At 71.9% G+C, this 20,154-nt stretch carries 18 protein-coding genes and 1 pseudogene; 13 read left to right on the plus strand and 6 right to left on the minus strand.

All coding sequences use genetic code 11. The features are described from left to right. Positions 1–37 precede the first annotated feature (37 nt). Both ACWIHT_RS35900 and ACWIHT_RS35905 read right to left on the minus strand, forming a co-directional pair. Positions 38–902: pseudogene (locus ACWIHT_RS35900) on the minus strand (fructosamine kinase family protein). Continuing rightward, complete coding sequence (locus tag ACWIHT_RS35905; RefSeq protein ID WP_456172517.1) at positions 899–1,453, minus strand: AAA family ATPase; 555 nt, start codon at positions 1,451–1,453, stop codon at positions 899–901. The pseudogene ACWIHT_RS35900 and the gene ACWIHT_RS35905 overlap by 4 nt, the downstream one beginning before the upstream one ends. Positions 1,454–1,576: 123 nt before the next feature. On the opposite strand from ACWIHT_RS35905, the gene ACWIHT_RS35910 reads away from it, so the two are divergent. Further along, positions 1,577–2,806 carry a PP2C family protein-serine/threonine phosphatase gene (locus tag ACWIHT_RS35910; protein WP_456172518.1) on the plus strand — a complete coding sequence of 410 codons (1,230 nt, stop codon included), beginning with the start codon at positions 1,577–1,579 and terminating at the stop codon, positions 2,804–2,806. Positions 2,807–2,845: 39 nt separating this feature from the next. On the opposite strand, the gene ACWIHT_RS35915 is transcribed toward ACWIHT_RS35910, so the two are convergent. From ACWIHT_RS35915 to ACWIHT_RS35925, 3 genes are read right to left on the minus strand one after another with little or no spacing between them, the layout of a single operon-like run. Then, positions 2,846–5,797, minus strand: a complete 2,952-nt coding sequence (locus tag ACWIHT_RS35915) for a CHAT domain-containing protein (protein WP_456172520.1) — start codon at positions 5,795–5,797, stop codon at positions 2,846–2,848. Between the two features lie 3 nt (positions 5,798–5,800). Next, positions 5,801–7,090: a hypothetical protein gene (locus ACWIHT_RS35920; RefSeq protein WP_456172522.1), complete on the minus strand. Its 1,290-nt coding sequence runs from the start codon at positions 7,088–7,090 to the stop codon at positions 5,801–5,803. Beyond that, the gene (locus ACWIHT_RS35925; protein WP_456172523.1) at positions 7,090–8,490 is read right to left on the minus strand and encodes a hypothetical protein; all 1,401 of its coding nucleotides are present in this window, start codon (positions 8,488–8,490) and stop codon (positions 7,090–7,092) included. Before ACWIHT_RS35925 ends, ACWIHT_RS35920 begins: the two co-directional genes overlap by 1 nt. Positions 8,491–8,616: 126 nt before the next feature. Here ACWIHT_RS35925 and ACWIHT_RS35930 point away from each other — a divergent pair, with 126 nt between their 5' ends. From ACWIHT_RS35930 to mftR, 4 genes are all read left to right on the plus strand, one after another. After that, a complete protein-coding gene (locus ACWIHT_RS35930; protein ID WP_456172524.1) occupies positions 8,617–9,039 on the plus strand; it encodes a hypothetical protein in 423 nt (140 codons plus the stop codon). Next, a complete protein-coding gene (locus ACWIHT_RS35935; protein ID WP_456172525.1) occupies positions 9,036–9,314 on the plus strand; it encodes a hypothetical protein in 279 nt (92 codons plus the stop codon). The genes ACWIHT_RS35930 and ACWIHT_RS35935 overlap by 4 nt, the downstream gene beginning before the upstream one ends. A 185-nt stretch (positions 9,315–9,499) precedes the next feature. Further along, positions 9,500–10,939, plus strand: coding sequence for a hypothetical protein (locus ACWIHT_RS35940; RefSeq protein ID WP_456172527.1), 1,440 nt, complete (start codon positions 9,500–9,502; stop codon positions 10,937–10,939). Positions 10,940–10,947: 8 nt separating this feature from the next. Continuing rightward, positions 10,948–11,577 (plus strand): mycofactocin system transcriptional regulator, encoded by a 630-nt coding sequence (gene mftR, locus ACWIHT_RS35945; protein ID WP_456172528.1) that lies wholly within the window; start codon positions 10,948–10,950, stop codon positions 11,575–11,577. Positions 11,578–11,591: 14 nt separating this feature from the next. Here mftR and mftG read toward each other — a convergent pair whose 3' ends face one another. Then, complete coding sequence (mftG, locus tag ACWIHT_RS35950; protein ID WP_456172529.1) at positions 11,592–13,136, minus strand: mycofactocin dehydrogenase MftG; 1,545 nt, start codon at positions 13,134–13,136, stop codon at positions 11,592–11,594. A 147-nt stretch (positions 13,137–13,283) separates the two neighbouring features. Between mftG and mftA the strand changes: the two genes are divergently transcribed. The 8 genes from mftA (at position 13,284) to ACWIHT_RS35990 (ending at position 20,114) form a co-directional block, all read left to right on the plus strand. Next, positions 13,284–13,421: a mycofactocin precursor MftA gene (gene mftA, locus ACWIHT_RS35955; protein WP_456172530.1), complete on the plus strand. Its 138-nt coding sequence runs from the start codon at positions 13,284–13,286 to the stop codon at positions 13,419–13,421. Positions 13,422–13,430: 9 nt separating this feature from the next. After that, positions 13,431–13,706 (plus strand): mycofactocin biosynthesis chaperone MftB, encoded by a 276-nt coding sequence (gene mftB / locus ACWIHT_RS35960; RefSeq protein WP_456172532.1) that lies wholly within the window; start codon positions 13,431–13,433, stop codon positions 13,704–13,706. After that, positions 13,703–14,911, plus strand: a complete 1,209-nt coding sequence (gene mftC / locus ACWIHT_RS35965) for a mycofactocin radical SAM maturase (protein ID WP_456172533.1) — start codon at positions 13,703–13,705, stop codon at positions 14,909–14,911. The genes mftB and mftC overlap by 4 nt, the downstream gene beginning before the upstream one ends. Before the next feature lie 24 nt (positions 14,912–14,935). Further along, positions 14,936–16,144 carry a pre-mycofactocin synthase MftD gene (gene mftD / locus ACWIHT_RS35970; protein WP_456172534.1) on the plus strand — a complete coding sequence of 403 codons (1,209 nt, stop codon included), beginning with the start codon at positions 14,936–14,938 and terminating at the stop codon, positions 16,142–16,144. Next, complete coding sequence (gene mftE, locus ACWIHT_RS35975; RefSeq protein ID WP_456172535.1) at positions 16,141–16,875, plus strand: mycofactocin biosynthesis peptidyl-dipeptidase MftE; 735 nt, start codon at positions 16,141–16,143, stop codon at positions 16,873–16,875. Before mftD ends, mftE begins: the two co-directional genes overlap by 4 nt. Next, positions 16,872–18,257, plus strand: a complete 1,386-nt coding sequence (mftF, locus tag ACWIHT_RS35980) for a mycofactocin biosynthesis glycosyltransferase MftF (RefSeq protein ID WP_456172536.1) — start codon at positions 16,872–16,874, stop codon at positions 18,255–18,257. The genes mftE and mftF overlap by 4 nt, the downstream gene beginning before the upstream one ends. Before the next feature lie 120 nt (positions 18,258–18,377). Next, positions 18,378–19,559 carry a hydroxylase gene (locus ACWIHT_RS35985; RefSeq protein ID WP_456172537.1) on the plus strand — a complete coding sequence of 394 codons (1,182 nt, stop codon included), beginning with the start codon at positions 18,378–18,380 and terminating at the stop codon, positions 19,557–19,559. 36 nt (positions 19,560–19,595) lie between these two features. After that, positions 19,596–20,114 carry a flavin reductase family protein gene (locus ACWIHT_RS35990; RefSeq protein ID WP_456172538.1) on the plus strand — a complete coding sequence of 173 codons (519 nt, stop codon included), beginning with the start codon at positions 19,596–19,598 and terminating at the stop codon, positions 20,112–20,114. Positions 20,115–20,154: the final 40 nt, after the last annotated feature.

The raw sequence follows: 20,154 nt of genomic DNA on the forward strand, positions 1-20,154 counted from the left end.
TCACGGACCGTCCCGTCACGGGCGACCCTGGCCGGTGTCACCCGGTCAGGGCCGCCCGTGCCGCCGACAACGCCCGCTCCGCATAGCCGCGCCCGAACAGCACCACATGCACCAGCAGCGGAAACAGCTGGTGCAGCGCGACGCGGTCGGTCCAACCGGGGGCGAGCGGCGCGGCCTGCTGGTATCCGGCCAGCACCTCCGCCAGATACGGGCAGCCGAAGAGACGCAGCATCGCCAGGTCGGTCTCCCGGTGTCCGCCGTGCGCTGCCGGGTCGATCAGCCGGACCTGTCCGTCGGCGCCCCACAGCACGTTGCCGTTCCACAGATCGCCGTGCAGGCGGGCGGGCGGCTCGGCGGGACCGGTGAGTTCGGGCAGCCGTGCGCAGACCCGCTCCACCACCGCGGCCTCGGAGTGGTCCAGGGTGCCCGCGTCGACCGCGCCGCGCAGATAGGGCAACACCCGTTGTCCGGCGTACCAGTTGGGCCAGTCGGAGGCGGGAACGTTGCGCATCGGCGCGAACCCGATGAACGCATCCGTGGGTCCGTCGGGCGGCGGCGCGCCGAACGCCGGTGCCCCGGAGGCGTGCAGGGCGGCCAGGTCCCGCCCGAGACGGACCGCCGCCCGCGCACTCGGCGGCCCGGTGCGGACACGATCGGTGACCAGCCATCGCTCGTCCAGCCCGCGCACGGCGGGCACACGGACCGTATCGGCGTCCCCCCAGCCAGCGCAGTCCCGCCGCCTCGGCCCGCACCGCGCCGGGGGCCGCATCGCCCTTGACGACCACCAACTGCCCACTGTCGAGCGTGACTTCGGTGACCGCCCCGGACAATGGACGCTCACCGGTCACCGCGCACCCGGTGAGCCGGGCCGCCGCCGCGCTCGGGGTCTCGCGCTCGATCACGGGGACAGCGTAGGACCGTTCGACGAGCTCCCGACCCACAGGCCGGACTCGCGCAGGACCCGGTCGACCGTCTCCTCCAGCGGGCTCGCCGCCGGGACCACCGTCTCGACGCCGCCGGGAAGTACGTCCAACGGCCGGTACCACTCGCGGAGTTGGCGCTCGCTCACCTCGTCCGCGATGGGCTTCGTGGCGTGCCGGGCCAGGGTCTCCTCGAACGGCACGTCGAGGTAGTAGCAGTGCGCCCGGCCCGGATGGTCGGCGAGCAGACCAGCCAGCATCTCGCCGTAGTGGGCGCCGTAGAGGATGCCTTCCAGCACGGTGTGGAAACCGTGCGCCAGGGCGTGCCGGACGGTCAGGTCGATCAGGCCGATGTTCGCGCCGCCGGGGACGTCGCGCTCGCGCAGCACCTCCCGGCGAAGGACGTCCTGGCGCACCAGTGCGATACCCCGGCCGTACCGCTCGCGCAGCGCCGTGGCCACCGTGCTCTTGCCGGAGGCGCTGTTGCCGCGCAGCACGATCAGCCGGGTGGGGGAGGAGGGCGGCGTGGTCACCGGGGCACCCTACCGGTCGTGTGTCGCCGAGTGACCGAGTGGGCACAATGCGTCCCCCGAGGCCCGCTCGCTCTGCTTATATCGTGAGAAAATGGTGTGACAGCGGTGATTGGTGGCAGGGCCATGATGGACGCGACGATCGACTACGCGGCGGTGTTCCAGGGGCTGCCCGGCATGGTGGCGCTGCTGACACCCGACCTGGTGTACGCCGACGCCAACGAGGAGTTCCTGCGGATGTCCGGCCGCACCCGCGAGCAGGTCGTCGGCCGTTTCCTCTTCGACGTCTTCCCCGACAACCCGAACGACCCCGCCGCCACCGGCATGCGCAACCTGGAGACCTCACTGCGCCGCGTCATCGCCACCGGCGAACGCGACACCATGGCCCTCCAGCGGTACGACGTCGAGTCCGTGGCCTGCCCCGGGCAGTGGGAGGAGCGCTACTGGAGCCCGGTCAACACACCGCTCCTCGACCCGGACGGCAAGGTCGTGCTGCTGGTCCACCGCGTCGAGGAGGTCACCGAGCTGATCCGGGCCCGTGGTCGTTCCGGCGGCGGTCGCACCCGGGTGCTGGAGGCCGAGCTGTACACCCGCGCCCGCGAACTCCAGGAGCTCAACGAACGCCTGCGCGGCGCCCACGCCCGCGAACGCGAGGTCGCCCTCGCCCTCCAGGAGGCGATGCTGCCCACCCGCCGACAGGGCGCGAGCCACCAGATCGCCGTACGCTACCGGCCGGCCGTCGGCTCCCTGAACGTGTGCGGGGACTGGTACGACGTCGTCGACCTGGTCGGCGGCAACCGTATCGGCGTGTCCGTGGGGGACGTCGTCGGGCATGGCCTGGCCGCCGCCGGTGTCATGGGCCAGTTGCGCAGCGCCCTGACCGCCACCTCCCGGGTCGCGGACGGCCCCGCCCAGGCCCTCGACGTCCTGGGCCGCTACGCCAACGTCGTCGACGGCGCCGAGTCCGCCACCGTGGTCACGACCTTCGTCGACTTCGATGAGCACACCGTCACCTACAGCAGCGCCGGACACCCACCGCCCGTCCTGGTCCGTCCCGACGGCAGCGTGGAATTCCTGGACCGAGCCACCGACCCGCCCCTCGACGCCCGCCCCGACCCGACGCCCCGACCGCAGGCCGCCACCACGTTCTCACCGGGCACGACCCTGGCCCTCTACACCGACGGCCTGATCGAACGCCGCCACGAGGACATCGACCGGGGCCTGATCCGCCTGGCCGACTCCCTCGTACGCCACCGGAACACCGACCCCGAAGGCCTCGCGGACGCCGTACTCCTCGAACTGCTCCCGCACGGCGGCGCCACCGACGACACGGCCCTGATCATCGTCCGGCTGTGAGAGACGGCAGAGCGGTCCCGGTCATACGACTCATGTGACTCATACGACGATGCAGGTCAGCGCCGCCCACAGCAGGGGCGAGTGCTCGATACGGCCGTCCGCGCGCCAGCGGTCGAGCTGCTCGCGCTGCCAGCGGCCGAGCCGGTGCACGGGGTCCTCGTGCTCGTGCGCCGCGTCGACGGCGACGATCGCCTCCGACAACGGGCGTACGGAATCCGGCAGTTGGGCAAGGCGATGGAAGGCGAGGCTGGTCGGCAGCACCCAGCGGGTGGCGGTGACCAACTCGGCACCGTTGTGCAGCATCGCCGTAGCCGGCCCGAACGACTCGGCGAACCGCAGATCACCGCCGCTCTCACAGCCGATCAGGGCGACCCGGGTCGGCGCCGGCCAGATCCGCGCGCCCGGCTCGCCGTCCGCGCGCAGCGGGAGTGTGCCCAGCAGCAGGTCCTTGGCCGACAGCGGCCGATGCGTGCGCAGCGGTTCGGCCAGGCCGACGGTCTCCGCGGCGCAGGACAGGTGCAGCGTGCCGTCCTCGCTCTGCCCGCCCTCGACCGGCGCACCGCTGACGTGGCCGACGTACAGCAGCCTGCGGGCGCCCTTGCGGAGCGCGTCGCTCAGCCAGTCCCGGTCCAGGTCGGTACGGCGGAAGGCTTCGGGCGGGGTGGCGACGGACGGTACGACGTCTCCCGCGTCGAGATGGCGCCGGACCAGCGACAGCAGCTCCGGGTCGGAGCCGGGCGGTCCCAGCACCGAACCGAGCGGGGAGTCGGCGCGGAAGCCGGGGACCCGGGGGTCGAGGACGAGGACGACAGGGCCCGTGTCCGTGTCCGTGTCGGCGTCCGTGCTCTGTGTCGGTGCGGTCGACGGATTGCGTGGCCGCACCGACGCCGGTGCGGTGGTCACCACGTCCGCCAGGTCGATGAGCCGGACATCCTCGTCGTCCACGGCGAGCAGCTCCCAGGGGACCTGGGCGACCCGGGGCGACGGCTGGATCCGTACCAGCGGACGGCCCGCCCGCTCCGACACCTGACGTATCTGCGCCGTGAGACCCTCCGGCCACAGGGCCTCGGCCAGGGTCCGCGCGAGTCGACGCTCACTGTCGTGTTCGGCCAGCGGGCCCGTGAACGCCCGGCGCATCCCCTCCGCCCCGTCGCCCGCCCCCGGCAGGGCATCGGCGAGCGCGCGGACCGCCCGGTCCACCTCGTCGCCGGGGCCGTGACCGGTGCCGAACCCCCGGGCCCCGCCCGCCCAGGTCCAGGTCATGAACAGATCACCGGCGTCGGCCAGCCGGATCTGGACCACCGGGCGGCTCGTCATGTCGGCGGTGATCCAGAACGGCACCTCCTCCGCGTCCACGATCCGCCGCCGATAACGGAACTCGGCCGCCGCGATGTACTCCTGGAGCGCGACACGTCCCGGGCCCGACGGCGCCGACATCCGCACCTTCGGCGGCGGCGAGACCCGCAGCCCGGCGGAGGCGGCGGCCTCGGCGGCCACCCCACCGAGGGCCATCGTGCCGTTCGCGGGCCCGCCATCGTCGTTCGCGTCGTGCCAGTACGTCTTCATGGCCGCGTTCGGGAAGACGGAAGCGCGGTCCTCGACCGGGGTGGTGTCCCTGCTCGGAGTCAGGGCCAACGTCGCGCCCGCGCAACGGTGTTCGGCCAGTTCGAAGAGCAGCCCCTGGTCCTGCCGACGCATCACCAGACGGAACACCAGCTGTACGGCGTCCTCGGCGAGCCGCAGCCACTCACTGCGCGCGTGGGCGGTGGCGAAGTCGTAGCGTGCCGCCTCCAGGGCCAGCGCGGCGGGCAGCGCGAGGGAGAGCGCGTTGTCGATGGACCCCCGCTCCCGGTCGCCGTGGTCGGTCCGGTTCAGGTTGTCCTCAAGGGTGCGCGCGAGCATGAGGTCGACCTGCGCGCACCGCTCGTACACCTCCCGCTCCTGGTACACGTCCCGGGCTTCCTGGGCCAGCCGCTTCATCTCGTCGATGTCGCCCCGGGCGTACGCGTGTTGGGCACCCAGCAGCATGCTGTCGGCGGCGGCGATCGAGGCGCCGAGCCGTTCGAACCGCTCCAGGCTCGCCGCCAACAAGCCCTCCGCGCCGCTGTCGTCGCCGCGCTGACCGGCGAGGAACGCACGCGCCTGCTCGCAGACCGCGAGGTCGCCGAACCACCTCTGCCGCTCGAAGAACGCGGACGCCTCCGCGAACAGCCGCTCCGCCAGGTCGAGTTCACCCCGGTGCAGCGCGGCGTACGCCCGGTGCGCCAGCAGTGTCTGCTGCTCACCGGTGTTCCCCAGCAGCCGGAAGTGCTCCTCGGCGCGCGCGAAATGGTCCTCGGCCGCGTCGAAGCGTCCGGTCGAGGAGCAGATCAGACCGAGGGCGACGAGTAGTCGCGGGATGGTCTCCACCGCCGTCTCCGGGGTGGTCGACAGCAGCGCCGACGCCTGTTCCTCGGCGGCTCCCCACGCGCCCCGGTCCATCAGCAAGTGCACCCGGTTCAGGCCGACTTCGGAGGTGCGCAGGCCGTCGGGGTCGTCGAACTCGGGCAGTCTGAGCGCCGCCTCGTCCAGACAGGCCAGCGCCTCGTCCAGGTGCCCGGTCCTGCGCAGCAGATCGGACCTGGCGATCAGTGCCCGCAGCACCAGCTCCAGCCACAGCTGACGGCCGCGCGGCCCCATCGGTGCCAACGCGATGCCGTCGAGCAGGGCATTGGACCGGTCCACGGCGTCCTGCGCCGCCCCCAGGTCCGTGGCGGCGAGCTGGACACTCGCGATGTTCGCCAGCAGGTGCGCGCGCAGGAACCGTACGTCGGGGGAGTCCTCAAGGGACTCGGCCAGGGTGAGCAACTCGGCGTAGACGGCGACTGCGGCGGCGACTTCGGCGTTGAGGTGATGTTCCTCGGCCCGGGCCAGACCGCTGTCGAAGGGTTCGCCGTAGAGCGGTGTCACCGCGCCGACGCCGTCCGTCGTGTCGTCCTCCTGGTCCGGCATCCGTCAGTAGTCCTCATCGGTGGTGGCGGCGGCGATCTCGGCGAGGAGCGGTGCGGGGCAACTGCCGTGCGGTGGCGTGTCGTTGGCGACGGGCTGTGCCGCCGCCGCGAGGCGCCGCCGGACCAGTGCGCGGATCGCGTCGCGTTCGGCTCCGGTATCGGGGCCCGGTCCCGGGTCGAAGCCGGGCAGCAGCACGCCGAGTTCGACGCGCGGCCGTGTCTCGCCGGGCGGCAGGTCCAGGTCCGCGCGGCCGGTCCACATGTCGTCCCGTCTGGCGAGGGCGACCCGTGTGTGCGGGCCGTCGTTCACCCGGACCTCCGCCGCGAGAGGCGCCCCGGTGACGGGTGCCGCGCCGTGCGCGACGACGTCGACCTCGAACTGCCGTCGCGCGCCGAGTGCGCGGGCGGTCCAGGACACCGCGGTCTCGGCGGCGTCGATCAGTCCGGGCGGATAGCGGCGCCAGTCGTTGGTCCCCGAGCCTCGTGCGATCAACCGGCCGCCGCCGACCAGCTGTTCACCACCCGCGGCGAGGGCGTAGCCGTCACGCGAGGGGAACAGCGCGCCGAGGTCCAGCGGAGCGGTGGCCGGACTGGACCGGTCCAGGACCGAGCGCAGCCGACGCAGTTCAGGGCTGTCCAGACCGGCGGAGTCCGCCGCGTCGTCGATCAGCCGCAGCACGCGCTCCAACCGCCGTGCCGTGTCCGCCGACGCGGTGCGCCACCACTGGATCAGCGGATCGAGGGCTGCCCGGTGCTCCTCGATCAACTCGGCCGCACAGTCGTCGGGCTGATCACCGAAGCCCCCCGGACTGTCACCACCCCCGTCGAACAACTGCTGGCACTGATGGGTCAGCGCCGCCAACTCCAGCCCCAGCAGGTCCGGTTGGAGCGCCGGAATGCCGTCGAGGTGCGAGGCCGGCCACCAGCGGGCCGCCCAGTGCCCGAAACCGAGCCGGGCGGCATCGGCCGCGAGCGAGGCCGGGTCCACCGGCACCACGGTCTCTGCCGACTGGCTTATCGCGCAGGCGTGCACGGCGGCGGCGACGCCCTCGCCGTAGACCGCCCACAACCACTGCTGCGCCCGCTCCACGTCGTGGATCTCGGCGGTCGGCGGGCCGGGCTCCCCGAGGACGGGCCAGGTCAGCACCGCTCCGGCGACGTCGAGGACCGCCCGGGTGAAGTCGGCACCGGCACGGCCGTCGGCGACGCGGACGATGCCGTCCTCGCCCCGCGCGACGCGGACGATGCCGTCGTCGTCCCGCGCAACGCGGACATCGATGGGAGGCGGCGCCATCACGCACTCCTCGACTCGGCCGCTTCGGCCACGGCGGACGGTGGTGCCGTGGGCGCCGACAGCGCGCGTAGCGCCGACCGGACCCTGGCCCGGTGATCCATCATCACCGAGCGGGCGACCCCGTCGAGCACCGCCCAGGCCGCCGCGGCGTCCGCCAGCGGCGCTTCGCGGACGTCCCGCCCGTGCAGTCGCACCCACAACCGCCTCATGTAGGCGGCCCAGGGCGTACGAAGGTCCTGGGCGAGGGCGTCCAGCACGCCGCCGTCCGGATCGGGGCGGGGAGAGACGGTCATCCGACGGGCGCGCAGGACCGAGGCCTCCCGACGCCAACGGCTGTTGACCGCACGGTGCGCAGAGGTCTGACCCGGCGCGGACTCCCCGGTGCCCAGCGGGTCGAGGCCGACCGCGAGCCGGCCGCCGAGTACGACGGCGACGCGCAGGCTCTCGTCGTACAGACCGAGCGGAGCGCAGCTACGGCCGACCTCGCGCCGGACGAGTTCCGGGACCGTCGGCAGTTCCTCGCGCCGGGCCGAGGACTGGAGCACGACGAAGAGCCGCTCGCAGAGCGTGCGGTCCAACGGCGCCGGGAGCGTGGCCGTCGAGGCGCTCCGGCCGACCCGCGGACGCGGAGCCAACCGCCCTTCCGTCAGCCCGAGATGGACCGGCAGATCGGTGCGGCTCCAGACCCCGTCGGTGCCCGCCCACATGGCGCGGCCGAGCGACTCACCGTCTCCCGCCTCGACCATGACCCCGTACTCCGGCGAGTTCCGCGGGCCGTCCGGCGCGCCGCAGGCTTCCAGCACCTCGGCAGCCCGCGCGAGCACCGAGGCGGTACCGGAGGTGGCGGCAGTCCGGCGACTCTCCCACGCGAGGGCCAACTCCCTTTCGACACGGGCATGTTGGGCGTCGTCAGCCAGATGGCGCTTGAGCGCGTCCACCGTACGGCCGCCGTCCGCCTCCGCCACATCCTCGACGACGGCCCTGGCCAACGCGCCCGCACCGCCGCCCGCACCGGCGGCGGGCGCTCCGTGCTCGGCGGCGAGTTCGAAGCACCGCTGGAAATACAGGTCCTGGGGATTGCCCGCCACCACGCCCAACGCCCGCCGGGTCCGCTTGAGGAGGGTGAACCACTGCGCCGTCGCGACCAGCCGCGCACCGGACTCCCGTATCAGCGCGTCGAGTTGGGCGGCGGGATCCGGCGCGAGGAAGTCGGCGGCGAGTTCGGGACGCAGCGCGGGCCGGACGACCAACGGCAGCAGGATCAGCTTGACGGTCCGGGTCAGCGGGGCGCCACCGGGACCGCTGAGCGGCTCAAGACCCGGCCCGAGAGCACGCCAGGAGCCGTCGATGACCATGGCGCGCGGACGGCGCGCATCGGTCGACTGGCTCGGAAGCGGCATGTCAGGAGGGTACGTCGTCCCGGATCGGGCGGTCGAACCTGGGATCGGTAGGCGAACGGAAGCACCTAGCGTCCACAGGGACAGCGGGAACCACGGGACACCACCCGATCAGAAGGAGAAACCGTCATGGGACTCTTCGGACGTCGCAAGAGCCGCGAGGAGCGGGCCGCGGACATCGCGGCACAGGTGGCCGGAGGCAAGGGCTTCTACGGCCGCACCACCCGCGCCTTTCTCGGCAAGGAGGACTACGCCAGGGTCCAGGAGTCGATGGGGGCGTACAACTCCGGCCTCGGCGTACAGCAGTTGCTCGCGGCGGGAGCGCCGACCACGTCCGCCGTCGTGCTGTCGATCGGCGACACCGGCCAACTGATCAACCACGACCCGGTCGTCGACCTGGTCCTGAAGCCGTCCGGCAGTGCCGAACAGATCACCCTGCGGGCCATTGTCTCCAAGCTGCGGATCCCCCGCACCGGCGACGAGGTGCTGCTGGTCGCGGACCCCGCCCGGCCGGGTGCCTACCTCTACGCCGGGGACGGTACGACCCCGTGACGCCGACCCTGCCGTACGACGCTCCGCTGACCCGGTCCGCGCTCCTCTCCTTCGACGGCCGGGTGCTGGAGGCGTTCGGCTACTCCGACGCGGCCCGGTACCACGTCTGGGAGGAGCCTCGGATCGAGTTCCGCACCGGCCGGATCCGCCGGCTGACGATCATCACCAAGTCCGGCCGGAAGCACACCGTCCTCTACGACGAGCCCTTCCTCCCCGGCCTGCGCATCTTGGCCGACTTGCTGGAGCGGAGCAGGCCCCAGGCGCCGGGGAACTGATATGGCCATGGCGGACGACGGGGGCGGCGCCGCCGATCCTGTACTTCAGCGCCGCGACCCTGTTGTCTGTGCGGCCCGGTCGTACTGGGCTTCACGGTGGAACGGCGCGGAGTCCGGCGTCCTGGTCGAGTGGTGAGCGTTTTCAGTGAGGCGAGTCCACAGAGGACAGGAACGGAGGACAGACCATGCGTAGCCGCGCCGGAGTGTTCATCGGCAATCTGCTGTTCGCCGCGCTCTGCTGTTGTACGGGCCCGATCTTCCTTGCCTTCGGCTACTCCGCCTGGGACGAGGACCCCGGCTGGGGCTGGCCGGCGGCCGTAGCGGCGGCCGGGGCGGCCATCACGCTCACGATCCCCCTCTCCGCGATCAGCTCGACGCGGAAGGAGTTTCCCGGGATCACGCGCAGGGACCGACTGAAGGGCGGTGGCTTCCCGTACCGGGACGACACCTTCGTGCTGATGGCGCCCCGGGCCCAACAGGGCTCGCCGCAGGCGCGGTTGATGCGGGCGGACGTGCTGGAGGCGTCCCTGGTCCGGTACAGCCCGGACGGCGAGTCGACCTTCACCACCCACGTGGGCAACTACACCCCCAATGAGTTCACACCGCTGATCGGACTGAGACTGCGGGTGCGCGACACCGAAGGCACCCAAGGCACCCAAGACACCCAAGACACCCAAGACACCGACAGGACCGGGGACTTCGAGGTCACCGGCGAGTGGCGGGTGCCGTCCGTGTGCCTGTCGGCGATCACGGCGGGCCGTCTGGTCGTCCTCGTCGAGCCGACCGCTCCCGGGGCGCCGCGAGCCGTCACACCCGAATGGCCGCGCAGCGCCCTGCTCTCGGGTACGCGAACCGCCCAGCTGATCGATCTCGAAGGCCGCTCCGCCGAGTTGACCCGGCGCTCGGGCCGCCAGCTCCAGCAGATGCGGATCTCACGGGAGGCCGGAGGCGTCGTCATGACCGGCGACACGATCGACCTGCGGCGACTGGACCCGTACACGGCGGCACGCTACGCCGCTCTTGCCGACCGGTACCGTGACCGCCCCGAGGACCAGGCGCCGGTGAGCGAGCCGGGCGAGGAGACGCGCTGGTTGGCGGACCAACTCCCGGGTGAGAAAGGTGAGTTCGGATGGGTCGGCCGTCGTTGGTCGCGGCGCGGCGGGGTGTTGGCGCGCGCCCGCTTCCTGGAGATGCGGAGCACGACCACCTTCCAGGACCACGGCCCGGTCCTCGACACGGTCCTGCGCATCCAACCGGCCGACGGCACACCCCCGTTCGACGCCGCCCGGCGGCTGACGGTCCCGATGGACTATCTGACGGTCCTCCACCGGACCAAGGAGGTCGTCCTCCTCGTCAGCCCGAACGGCCGCTCGTACGTGGTCGACTGGGCCCGCACCAGCCTCCTCGCGGGTGTCACCGAGGCCAGGGTCATCGCCCCGGACGGCAGAGAACTCCCGGTGGTGGGACGCCCCGACCTCATCTGGGCCCTGATGAACCTGCTGGCGTTCCAGGGCCTTTCGGTCACGACGCCCGTCCTGGACCTCCGCAAGCGCCGCCTTCGTACGGTGGCGGGCATGGTGACGCGGGTGGTCCAGGACCACGCCGACCCCCGCACCTGTGCATGATGTGCGCTGTGGATGGTGCGAACGGCGACAACGGACAGCGACCGACCAGAACGGGCCGACCGCCCGCGACCTCGCGGGCCGTCCTCGAACGGGTGGGCTTCGAGCTGTTCGCGCGGCGTGGCTTCGACTGTACGACCGTCGAGGACATCGCCGCCGCCGCAGGCATCGGCCGCCGCACCTTCTTCCGCTACTTCGCCTCCAAGAACGACCTGGTGTGGGGCGACTTCGCGGCCGAACTGGTCAAGCTCGACGCCCTGTTGGCGGCCGCCGATCCGGTCGCCCCGATGATGGACGCGCTGCGCGGGGCGGTCGTGGAGTTCAACCGCTTCGACCCGGCGGTGGTGCCCTGGCACCGGCAGCGCATGGCGCTCATCCTGCGGGTGCCGACGCTTCAGGCCGACTCGACGGTGCGGTACGCGTCGTGGCGGACCCTCGTCACGGAGTTCGCCGCCCGACGTACCGGCCGCGCGCCCTCCGATCTGCTGCCCGGGCTGATCGGCCACACCGTCCTCGCCGCGTGCATCGCCGCCTACGAACACTGGCTGACCGACGAACAGGCAAGCCTGGCCGACCTGTTGGACCAGGGACTGCGGCAACTCGCGGCCGGTTTCGAGGGCCCGGCCCCGGCCCTCGCCTGATCCGTTGATCCGCGTCACGGCAGGTCGCGCCGCATGGCCTCGGCGACGAGTTCACCGATGAGCACGGCGGTGGCCGCCGGGCCGCGCAGCGGCGGAGCCGGCAGGATCGACGTGTCCGCGACGCGCAGGCCCACGACACCGTGCACGCGCCCGTAGTGGTCGACGGCCGCCCCGGGATCGTCGGCCGGGCCCATGGGAACCGTGCCGCACGTGTGGTGCGAGGTGCCGAGCCGCGCCTCTATCCACCGGTCGAGCAGCCCGTCGTCCGCCAGCACGTCCGGCCCCGGCTCCACGAGCCCGCGAGACACCTCCGCGAACGCCTCGGTGGCGACCAACGCGGCCGTGGCACGGGCCACTTCACGCAGCCGCCGCCGGTCCTCGCCGGTCTCCAGATAGCCGTAGTCGATACGCGGGGGAGTGGCGGCGTCGGCCGACAGCGTGCGCAGTCGGCCGCCGAGCCGGGGCGACTGGACGGACGCGAGGAACGCGAGAGGCGCGCCGGGGACGGTCACGATGCCACCGGTCAGGCCCGCCATCGGAACGAGTGACTGAAGAATCTCCAGATCGCCCGGGTGGTCGCCGTCCGACGCGGACAGATGGAGGCACCCGCCGAGCCAGGAGTCGGTGGGCGCGGGCAGCGGCCGACGGGGCAGCCACTCCAGCACCAGTTGCGGATGATCGCCGAACCGGGCGCCTACAGCAGGGGAGTTGACGGTCACCGGAATCCCGAGGCACGCCAACTCTTCGTCCGGACCGACGCCCGACAGATGCAGCAGCCGCGCGGAGCCGAACGCCCCTGCGCACAGCACGACTTCGCCGCACTCCACCGTGGTACGACGCCCGTCGCACTCGACGACGACACCGGTCGCCCGGCCTCGCTCGATGACCACCTGAGTCACCGAACTGCCGCCCATCACCGTCAGGTTGGGCCGATCGAGTGCGCCCAGCAGATAGCCGACGCCGGTGTTGACCCGTATTCCGTCCACGGCGTTGGACGGCACCGGTCCGAACCCGGGTGTGTCCTGGGCGTTCTTGTCGGGCTCGTCCGGGTAGCCCAACTCCCGTGCGGCTGACTGGAACGCCACGGCGGCGGGGTGCCGGAGGTCCGTGCGCCGGACCCGTACCGGGCCCTCGGCGCCGTGCGACTCGTCCTTGCCGTAGTCGAGATCGGTCTCCAGGGAACGCAGCAGCGGAAGTACCCGCTCGTACGACCAGGCAGCGCCTCCCGCGGCCGACCAACGGTCGAAGTCCTCGCGCCGGGCCCGCACGAAGTAGCCGCCGTTGACGGTGGTCGACCCGCCGAGAACGCGCCCCCGTACGACCGTGTAGGGCCGCCCCGGTGTGAGGTGGACGGCGTACGGCTGGACGGCGGGATGTCCGGGCCGCGCACCCGGCACGAGTCGCGCGTCCAGCAACTCACCTGCGAATCCTGGGTGTTGGCGCGGCACGGGGCCCGCCTCCAGCACCAGCACGCTGCGGTCGGAGTCCTCGCTGAGCCGTGCGGCCAGTGGAGCGCCGCTGCCACCGGCCCCCACGACGATGACGTCCGGGCGGCTCAACCGGACCTCGGCGCCGATATAGACCGACCGGTCGAAAGAATCATGGTGGCTTCCTCTTCACTTTCGGCACCGGGTGCCATTACTGTCGACCGCGCAGTCGTCCGTATGCCGAGCCGTATGCCCCGCCGGATGCCCAGGGAGATTCGCATGAACGAGCTCCACTCCGTACAGACCGTCCCGGCCAACGAGAACAGGGCCGAAGAACCCGTCACAGAACAGCAGTTGATCGAGGCCGACGACCTCATCGAGGAGATCTCCATCGACGGCATGTGCGGTGTCTACTAAGCCGCCCGCATGACCGCGCCGACCCTCGACCGCGCCCTCGGCCTGCACCCACAAGTCTCGGTACGCCCCGAACCGTTCGGCGCGCTGCTCTACCACTTCGGGACCCGCAGGCTGACGTTCCTCAAGGACCGCAGACTCCTGGCCGTCGTCGAGTCCCTCGCGGACGCCCCCACGGCCCGCGCCGCCTGCCTCGCGGCCGGTGTGCCGGAGGCCGAACTACCGCGCTACGACAAGGCGTTGGCAGCCCTCGCCGAGTCCTCGATGCTCGTCGGAAGGACCCCATGACCGTCACCGCCGCCGGAACACGGCTGGTCGACCTCTTCGAATCCGGACTCGACGCGCCGATCTGCCTCACCTGGGAACTGACCTACGCCTGCAACCTGGCCTGCACCCACTGCCTCTCCAGCTCCGGCCGCCGCGACCCGCGCGAGCTGTCCACCGCCGAAGCCAAGGCGGTCATCGACGAGTTGGAGGCCATGCAGGTCTTCTACGTCAACATCGGCGGCGGCGAGCCCACCGTCCGCGCCGACTTCTGGGAACTCCTCGACTACGCCACCGCCCACCACGTCGGCGTGAAGTTCTCCACCAACGGCGTCCGCATCACCCCCGAAGCCGCCCGCCGACTCGCCGCCAACGACTACGTCGACGTACAGATCTCCCTCGACGGCGCGACCGCGGACGTCAACGACGCGGTACGCGGCCCGGGTTCGTACGCCACGGCGATCAAGGCCATGGAACACCTCTCCGCCGCGGGCATGCGCAACTTCAAGCTCTCCGTCGTCTGCACCCGCCACAACATCCCCCAACTCGACGAGTTCAAGGCCCTCGCCGACCACTACGGCGCCCAACTCCGCCTGACCCGGCTGCGCCCCTCCGGCCGCGGAGCCGACGTCTGGGACGAACTCCACCCGACCGCCGGACAGCAACGCGAGCTGTACGACTGGCTGTTGGCGCACGGCGACAAGGTGCTCACGGGCGACTCCTTCTTCCATCTCTCCGCCTACGGCGAGTCGCTTCCCGGCCTGAACCTGTGCGGCGCCGGACGCGTGGTCTGTCTGATCGACCCGGTGGGCGACGTCTACGCCTGCCCGTTCGCCATCCACGACGAGTTCCTCGCGGGCAACGTCCGCGCGCCCGGCGGCTTCACCGAGGTGTGGCGCGGCTCGGAACTCTTCGCGCGGCTGCGCACCCCGCAGCACGGCGGAGCCTGCGCCTCCTGCGCGTTCTACGACACCTGCAAGGGCGGCTGCATGGCCGCCAAGTTCTTCACCGGCCTGCCCCTGGACGGCCCCGACCCCGAGTGCGTGCAGGGCTACGGCGAACAGCAACTCGCCGAGCGTGCCAAGGGCGGAGCGGATCTCCCCAAGCCGTCCGGCGACCACTCCCGCCGCCCGCCCGTGGACCTGGTCCTCACCCGACGCCGGGACCTGGAACGGTCCCCGGTGAGCGACTGCGCCGAGGACCCCCTGGCCGGCCTGCGCCTGAGCTGATACCTCCAGAAAAGAGAACAAGTCATGGGCAGGAACCCCTGGTTCGAGACGGTCGCCGAGGCGCAGCGCCGGGCGAAGAAGCGGCTGCCGAGCTCGGTCTACGGCGCGCTCGTCGCGGGCTCGGAGCGCGGCCGTACGATCGACGACAACACGGCGGCCTTCGCCGAACTGGGCTTCTCGCCCCGGGTGGTCGGCCACCACGCGGAGCGGGATCTGTCCACGACCGTGCTGGGGACACCCACTTCGCTCCCGGTGCTCATCTCGCCGACCGGGGTGCAGGCGGTGGACCCCGAGGGTGAGGTCGCCGTGGCCCGGGCGGCGGCGAGCCGGGGTGTCGTCATGGGGCTGAGTTCCTTTGCCAGCAAGGCGGTTGAGGAGGTGGCAGACGCGCAGCCGGACCTCTTCTACCAGCTGTACTGGAGCGGCACCCGCGCGACGATGGTGCAGCGCATGGACCGGGCCAGGGCGGCCGGTGCCAAGGCCCTCATCGTCACCCTCGACTGGTCCTTCTCCCACGGCCGGGACTGGGGGAGCCCGTCCATCCCCGACAAGCTCGACCTGAAGACCATGCTGAAGTTCGCACCCGATGTGCTGCCCCACCCCGGCTGGCTGCTCCGGTTCGCCAAGTCCCGCCGCCTGCCCGACCTTTCGGTCCCCAACCTGCGTCCCCCGGGCGGTGAGGCCCCCACTTTCTTCGGCGCCTACGGAGAGTGGATGCAGACCACGCCCCCGACCTGGGAGGACGTGGCGTGGCTGCGTACGGAGTGGGGCGGGCCCTTCCTGCTCAAGGGAGTTACCCGCGTGGACGACGCCAGACGGGCCGTCGACGCCGGGGTCTCCGCACTCTCCGTCTCCAACCACGGCGGCAACAACCTCGACACCACCCCCGCCACCATCCGGGTGCTCCCCGCCATAGCGGACGCGGTCGGCGACCAGATCGAAGTCCTCCTGGACGGCGGCGTCCGCAGGGGCGGCGATGTCGCCAAGGCCCTCGCCCTCGGCGCCCGCGCCGTCCTGATCGGCCGCGCCTATCTGTGGGGCCTGGCGGCCAACGGACAGGCCGGAGTCGAGAACGTCCTGGACATCCTGCGCGGCGGACTCGACTCGGCGGTGCTGGGCCTCGGGCACTCCTCCGTCCACGAGTTGTCGCCCGACGACCTGGTGATACCGCCGGGCTTCCGGCTGGAACTGGGCGCCCGTTCCGGCCATGACGCTCCGGCCGCCCGGGCATGACCGGCGACACGGTGACCGAACTGGCCCACACCGCCTGGCCGGACGTGCCGCCCGAGGCGCTGGTCCTGCTGCCGATCGGCTCCACCGAACAGCACGGACCGCATCTGCCGCTCGACACCGACAGCGTCATCGCCCACGCCGTCGCCCGGCGAGCCTCAACTGCCCTCCCCACGGCGCTGGTTGCACCGACCCTGCCCTACGGCGCCAGCGGCGAACACGCGGGCTTCCCCGGAACCGTCTCGATCGGCCACGAAGCACTGCGCGCGGTACTCGTGGAGTCGGTGCGCTCACTCTCCCTGTGGGCCGCGCGGATCGTTCTCGTCAACGGCCACGGCGGCAACACCGCCACCCTCGCCACCGCCGTCGGTCAACTGCGCGCCGAAGGCCACGACGTGGCCTGGACCGACTGCTCGGCACCCGGAGGCGACGCGCACGCCGGCCGTACGGAGACCTCGCTGATGCTCCATCTCGCCCCGGAACGCGTCCGGTTGGACGCCGCGGTCACCGGCGACACCCGGCCGCTGTCCGTCCTCCTCCCGGAGCTGATGGCTCACGGCGTCCGCGCGGTCGCACCGTCCGGCGTCCTCGGCGACCCGACCGGCGCCACGGCGGGGGAGGGCCGTACGACGATGGACGCCATGGTGTCGGCCGCGGTACGCCGGATCTCCGCCTGGAGCGCGGACGGCCGGGGACGCCTCACCGAGCCCGCCCGCCAGGCCGTACGACCATGACACCGCCCGTCGGCTTCGTGGTCGAACTCGACCGGCACACCCGGATCGTGGACGGTGGCCGGGCCCTCGTCGGCGGCTTCCCGACCCGGCTGATCCGGTTGACGCCACGGGCCCAACGGCTGCTCACCGGGCGGACGTTGTACGTGCGGGACGCGGCGGGCGCACTGCTCGCGGACCGGCTGCTCGACCTCGGCATGGCCAACCCGGTCGTCGGCGCACTGCCCCCGCCCGGCGACCCCCGGTACACCGTGGTCGTACCGGTCCGCGACCGACCGCGCCAACTCTCCAGGCTGCTCAGCAGTGTTGGCGGCGGCCATCCCGTGATCGTGGTCGACGACGCGTCCCGACACCCGGAGGCCGTGGCCGCCGTGGCCGCCGAACACGGCGCCAAACTCCTCCCCTTGACCACGAACGTCGGCCCGGCCGGTGCACGCAACGCCGGACTGCGGCTCGTCACGACCCCCTTCGTGGTGTTCGTCGACTCCGACATCGTGCTGGCCCCCGACACCGTGCCCACCCTGCTCCGGCACTTCGCCGACCCCGCCGTCGCCATGGCCGTACCGCGCATCACCGGACTGCCCTCGGCCGCCCCCACCTGGATCGAGCGCTACGAGAACGCCCGCTCCTCCCTCGACCTGGGCGCCCACCCGGCCGGAGTGCGACCCGGCAGCCCGGTCTCCTGGGCCTCGACTGCCTGCGTCGTGGCGCGGACCGACGACCTGGCGGACGGGTTCGACGAGGGGATGCGGGTCGGCGAGGACGTCGACCTGTGCTGGCGACTGATCGAGCGGGGGCGCAGGGTGCGCTACGAACCGGCCGCCGAGGCGGCCCACGAGCACCGGACCCGGGTCGACGACTGGCTGCTGCGCAAGGCCGTCTACGGCACCGGGGCGCACCCCCTCGCCGAACGGCACCCGCGTTTCATCGCCCCCGCCGTGTTCGCCCCGTGGAGCGCGGCACTCGTGACCGCGCTGCTCACCCAGCGCCGCTGGTCGGCGCCCGTCGCCGGGGCCGTCCTCGTCGGCGTCACCTATCGGATCGGCCGCCGACTCGGGGACACCCGGGACCGCCACCGGCTCGCCGCACGGCTCACGGCCAACGGCGCGCTGGCCGCCCTGGCCCAGACCTCGGCTCTCCTCAACCGGCACTGGTGGCCGCTCACCGTCGTCGGCTGTGTCGCCTCCCGTAGAGTGCGGCGGGCGGCGGCGGTGGCCGCGCTGGCCGACATCGCCCTGGAGTACCGACGGGACCGGTCCAATCTGGACCCGGTCCGCTACGGCGTCGCCCGACGCCTCGACGACCTCGCCTACGGGGCCGGCGTCTGGCTGTCCGCTCTCAAGGGACGCTCCACCACCGCGCTGCGGCCTCGCGTCACTCGCTGATCCACAGTCCCGGTCAGCGGAAATCGGCCAGCGGGCGCTCGGTCCCGGAAATGACACTGGGATCATCCCGCCGCGTGTGTGCGGCACTTGCGAGGAACCAGCCAGCAGGAGGTGTGCGGCGTGACGCACGAAGTGGTCAACCGTGTCGAGGAACTCGGGCCCGAACTGGCCGCACTCGCCGAACAGAACGAGAAACTCGGCAAGTTGAGCGACCGCACCGTCGAACTCCTGCGCTCCGCAGGGGTGATACGGCTGTTGCAGCCCAAGGAGTTCGGCGGCTACAGCGCCCACCCCCGCGACTTCGCCGAAGCGGTGATGGCGGTCGCGCGGTACGACGGGGCGGCGGGCTGGGTGTCCGGTGTCGTCGGCGTACACCCTTGGGAACTGGCCCAGTTGGACCCCCGGCTCGCGCACGAGGTGTGGGACGACGACCCGGACACCTGGATCGCCTCGCCCTACATGCCCAACGGCATCGCGGAACCCGTCGACGGCGGATACGTGCTCAGCGGTCGCTGGCCGTTCTCCTCCGGGAGCGACCACTGCAGCTGGGACTTCCTCGGCGCACTCGTCGGAGACGGCAAGGGGAAGCCGGCCGGGCCGATCTCCGTGCTCCATGTCGTCCTGCCGCGCTCCGACTACGAGATCATCGACGGCACCTGGGACGTCATCGGCCTGGCGGGCACCGGCAGCAAGGACGTCGTCGTCGACAAGGCGTTCATCCCCACGTATCGCACCATCAGGCAGGAAGTGGTCCAGGAGGGCACTGCCGCCGAGGCGGTCGGACTCACCGACACCCTCTACAAGCTGCCTTTCAGCTCCATGTTCCCCCTGGGGATCACCGCCGCCGTCGTCGGCATCTGCGAGGGCGCCCTCGCGCTGCACCTGGACCAGCAGCGGGACCGGGTCGCCGTGACCGGGGTCCAAGTACGCGACGACCCCTACGTTCTGTACGCCGCCGGGGAGGCCGCGGCGGAGATCGCCGCCTCCCGGGTCCAACTGATCGACGGCATCAGCCGGTTGTACGACCAGGTCGAGGCCGGGAAGCCCATCACCGTCGAGGACCGGTCCAACGTCCGCCGCAACCAGGTGCGTTGCGCGTGGCGGGCCGTCGCCGCCCTGGACGAGATCTTCGTACGGTCCGGCGGCAACGCGATCCGCCGCGGCAACCCGCTCCAGCGGTTCTGGCGGGACGCGCACGTGGGGCTCCAGCACATGATCCACGTCCCGGGAGCGGCGTACCACGCAAACGCCCTCGCCCAGATGGGACTTGAGCTGCCCGAGCCGATGCGCGTCCTGATCTGACGGGACGTCAAGAGAGTGAGCGAGCGAGGAGGGGCCGTGTCGGACGTGGTCGAGGGGCGCTACTTCCGTGAGGTGCTGGGGCACTTCCCCACCAGCGTGGTCGCGATCACCACGACGGACAGCGACGGGCAACCACAGGGAATGATCGTCGGGACCTTCATGTCCGTGTCCCTGGAACCGCCCCTGGTGTCCTTCCTGGTGGACGGTTCCTCCAACACCCTGCGGACGATCCGGACGGCCGGGCGGTTCTGTGCCAACGCGCTCGCCGGCAACCAGGAACGTCTGTCCCGGCGGATGGCCGGCGGCCCGAACCGTTTCGAGGGGACCGAGTGGGAGGAATCCCCGCTCGGCAACCCCGTCCTCGCCGGAATCGTCGCGTGGGTCGACTGCACGGTCGAGAAGATCGTCGAACTCGGCGATCACGAACTCGTCGTCGGCCGGGTCCGGACACTCCGCGTCGAGTCGATGAAGACACCACTGCTCTTCTTCCGCGGTGGATACGGCGACTATCTGTCCAGCGCGGGACTTCTGCTGGACAGGCTCGTCGGCTGGTGAGAGAGCGAAGAACAACAAGAGCCGCGAGATAGAAGGAGAT

Source organism: Streptomyces sp. NPDC002276 (genome assembly GCF_053891435.1).

What these genes read in the sequence shown, in the direction of transcription:
- ACWIHT_RS35910 (WP_456172518.1), top strand. Translation starts at nt 1,577, where the DNA reads ATGATGGACGCGACGATCGACTACGCGGCGGTGTTCCAGGGGCTGCCC.
- ACWIHT_RS35915 (WP_456172520.1), bottom strand. Translation starts at nt 5,797, where the DNA reads ATGCCGGACCAGGAGGACGACACGACGGACGGCGTCGGCGCGGTGACA.
- ACWIHT_RS35920 (WP_456172522.1), bottom strand. Translation starts at nt 7,090, where the DNA reads ATGGCGCCGCCTCCCATCGATGTCCGCGTTGCGCGGGACGACGACGGC.
- ACWIHT_RS35925 (WP_456172523.1), bottom strand. Translation starts at nt 8,490, where the DNA reads ATGCCGCTTCCGAGCCAGTCGACCGATGCGCGCCGTCCGCGCGCCATG.
- ACWIHT_RS35930 (WP_456172524.1), top strand. Translation starts at nt 8,617, where the DNA reads ATGGGACTCTTCGGACGTCGCAAGAGCCGCGAGGAGCGGGCCGCGGAC.
- ACWIHT_RS35940 (WP_456172527.1), top strand. Translation starts at nt 9,500, where the DNA reads ATGCGTAGCCGCGCCGGAGTGTTCATCGGCAATCTGCTGTTCGCCGCG.
- mftA (WP_456172530.1), top strand. Translation starts at nt 13,284, where the DNA reads ATGAACGAGCTCCACTCCGTACAGACCGTCCCGGCCAACGAGAACAGG.
- mftB (WP_456172532.1), top strand. Translation starts at nt 13,431, where the DNA reads ATGACCGCGCCGACCCTCGACCGCGCCCTCGGCCTGCACCCACAAGTC.
- mftC (WP_456172533.1), top strand. Translation starts at nt 13,703, where the DNA reads ATGACCGTCACCGCCGCCGGAACACGGCTGGTCGACCTCTTCGAATCC.
- mftD (WP_456172534.1), top strand. Translation starts at nt 14,936, where the DNA reads ATGGGCAGGAACCCCTGGTTCGAGACGGTCGCCGAGGCGCAGCGCCGG.
- mftE (WP_456172535.1), top strand. Translation starts at nt 16,141, where the DNA reads ATGACCGGCGACACGGTGACCGAACTGGCCCACACCGCCTGGCCGGAC.
- mftF (WP_456172536.1), top strand. Translation starts at nt 16,872, where the DNA reads ATGACACCGCCCGTCGGCTTCGTGGTCGAACTCGACCGGCACACCCGG.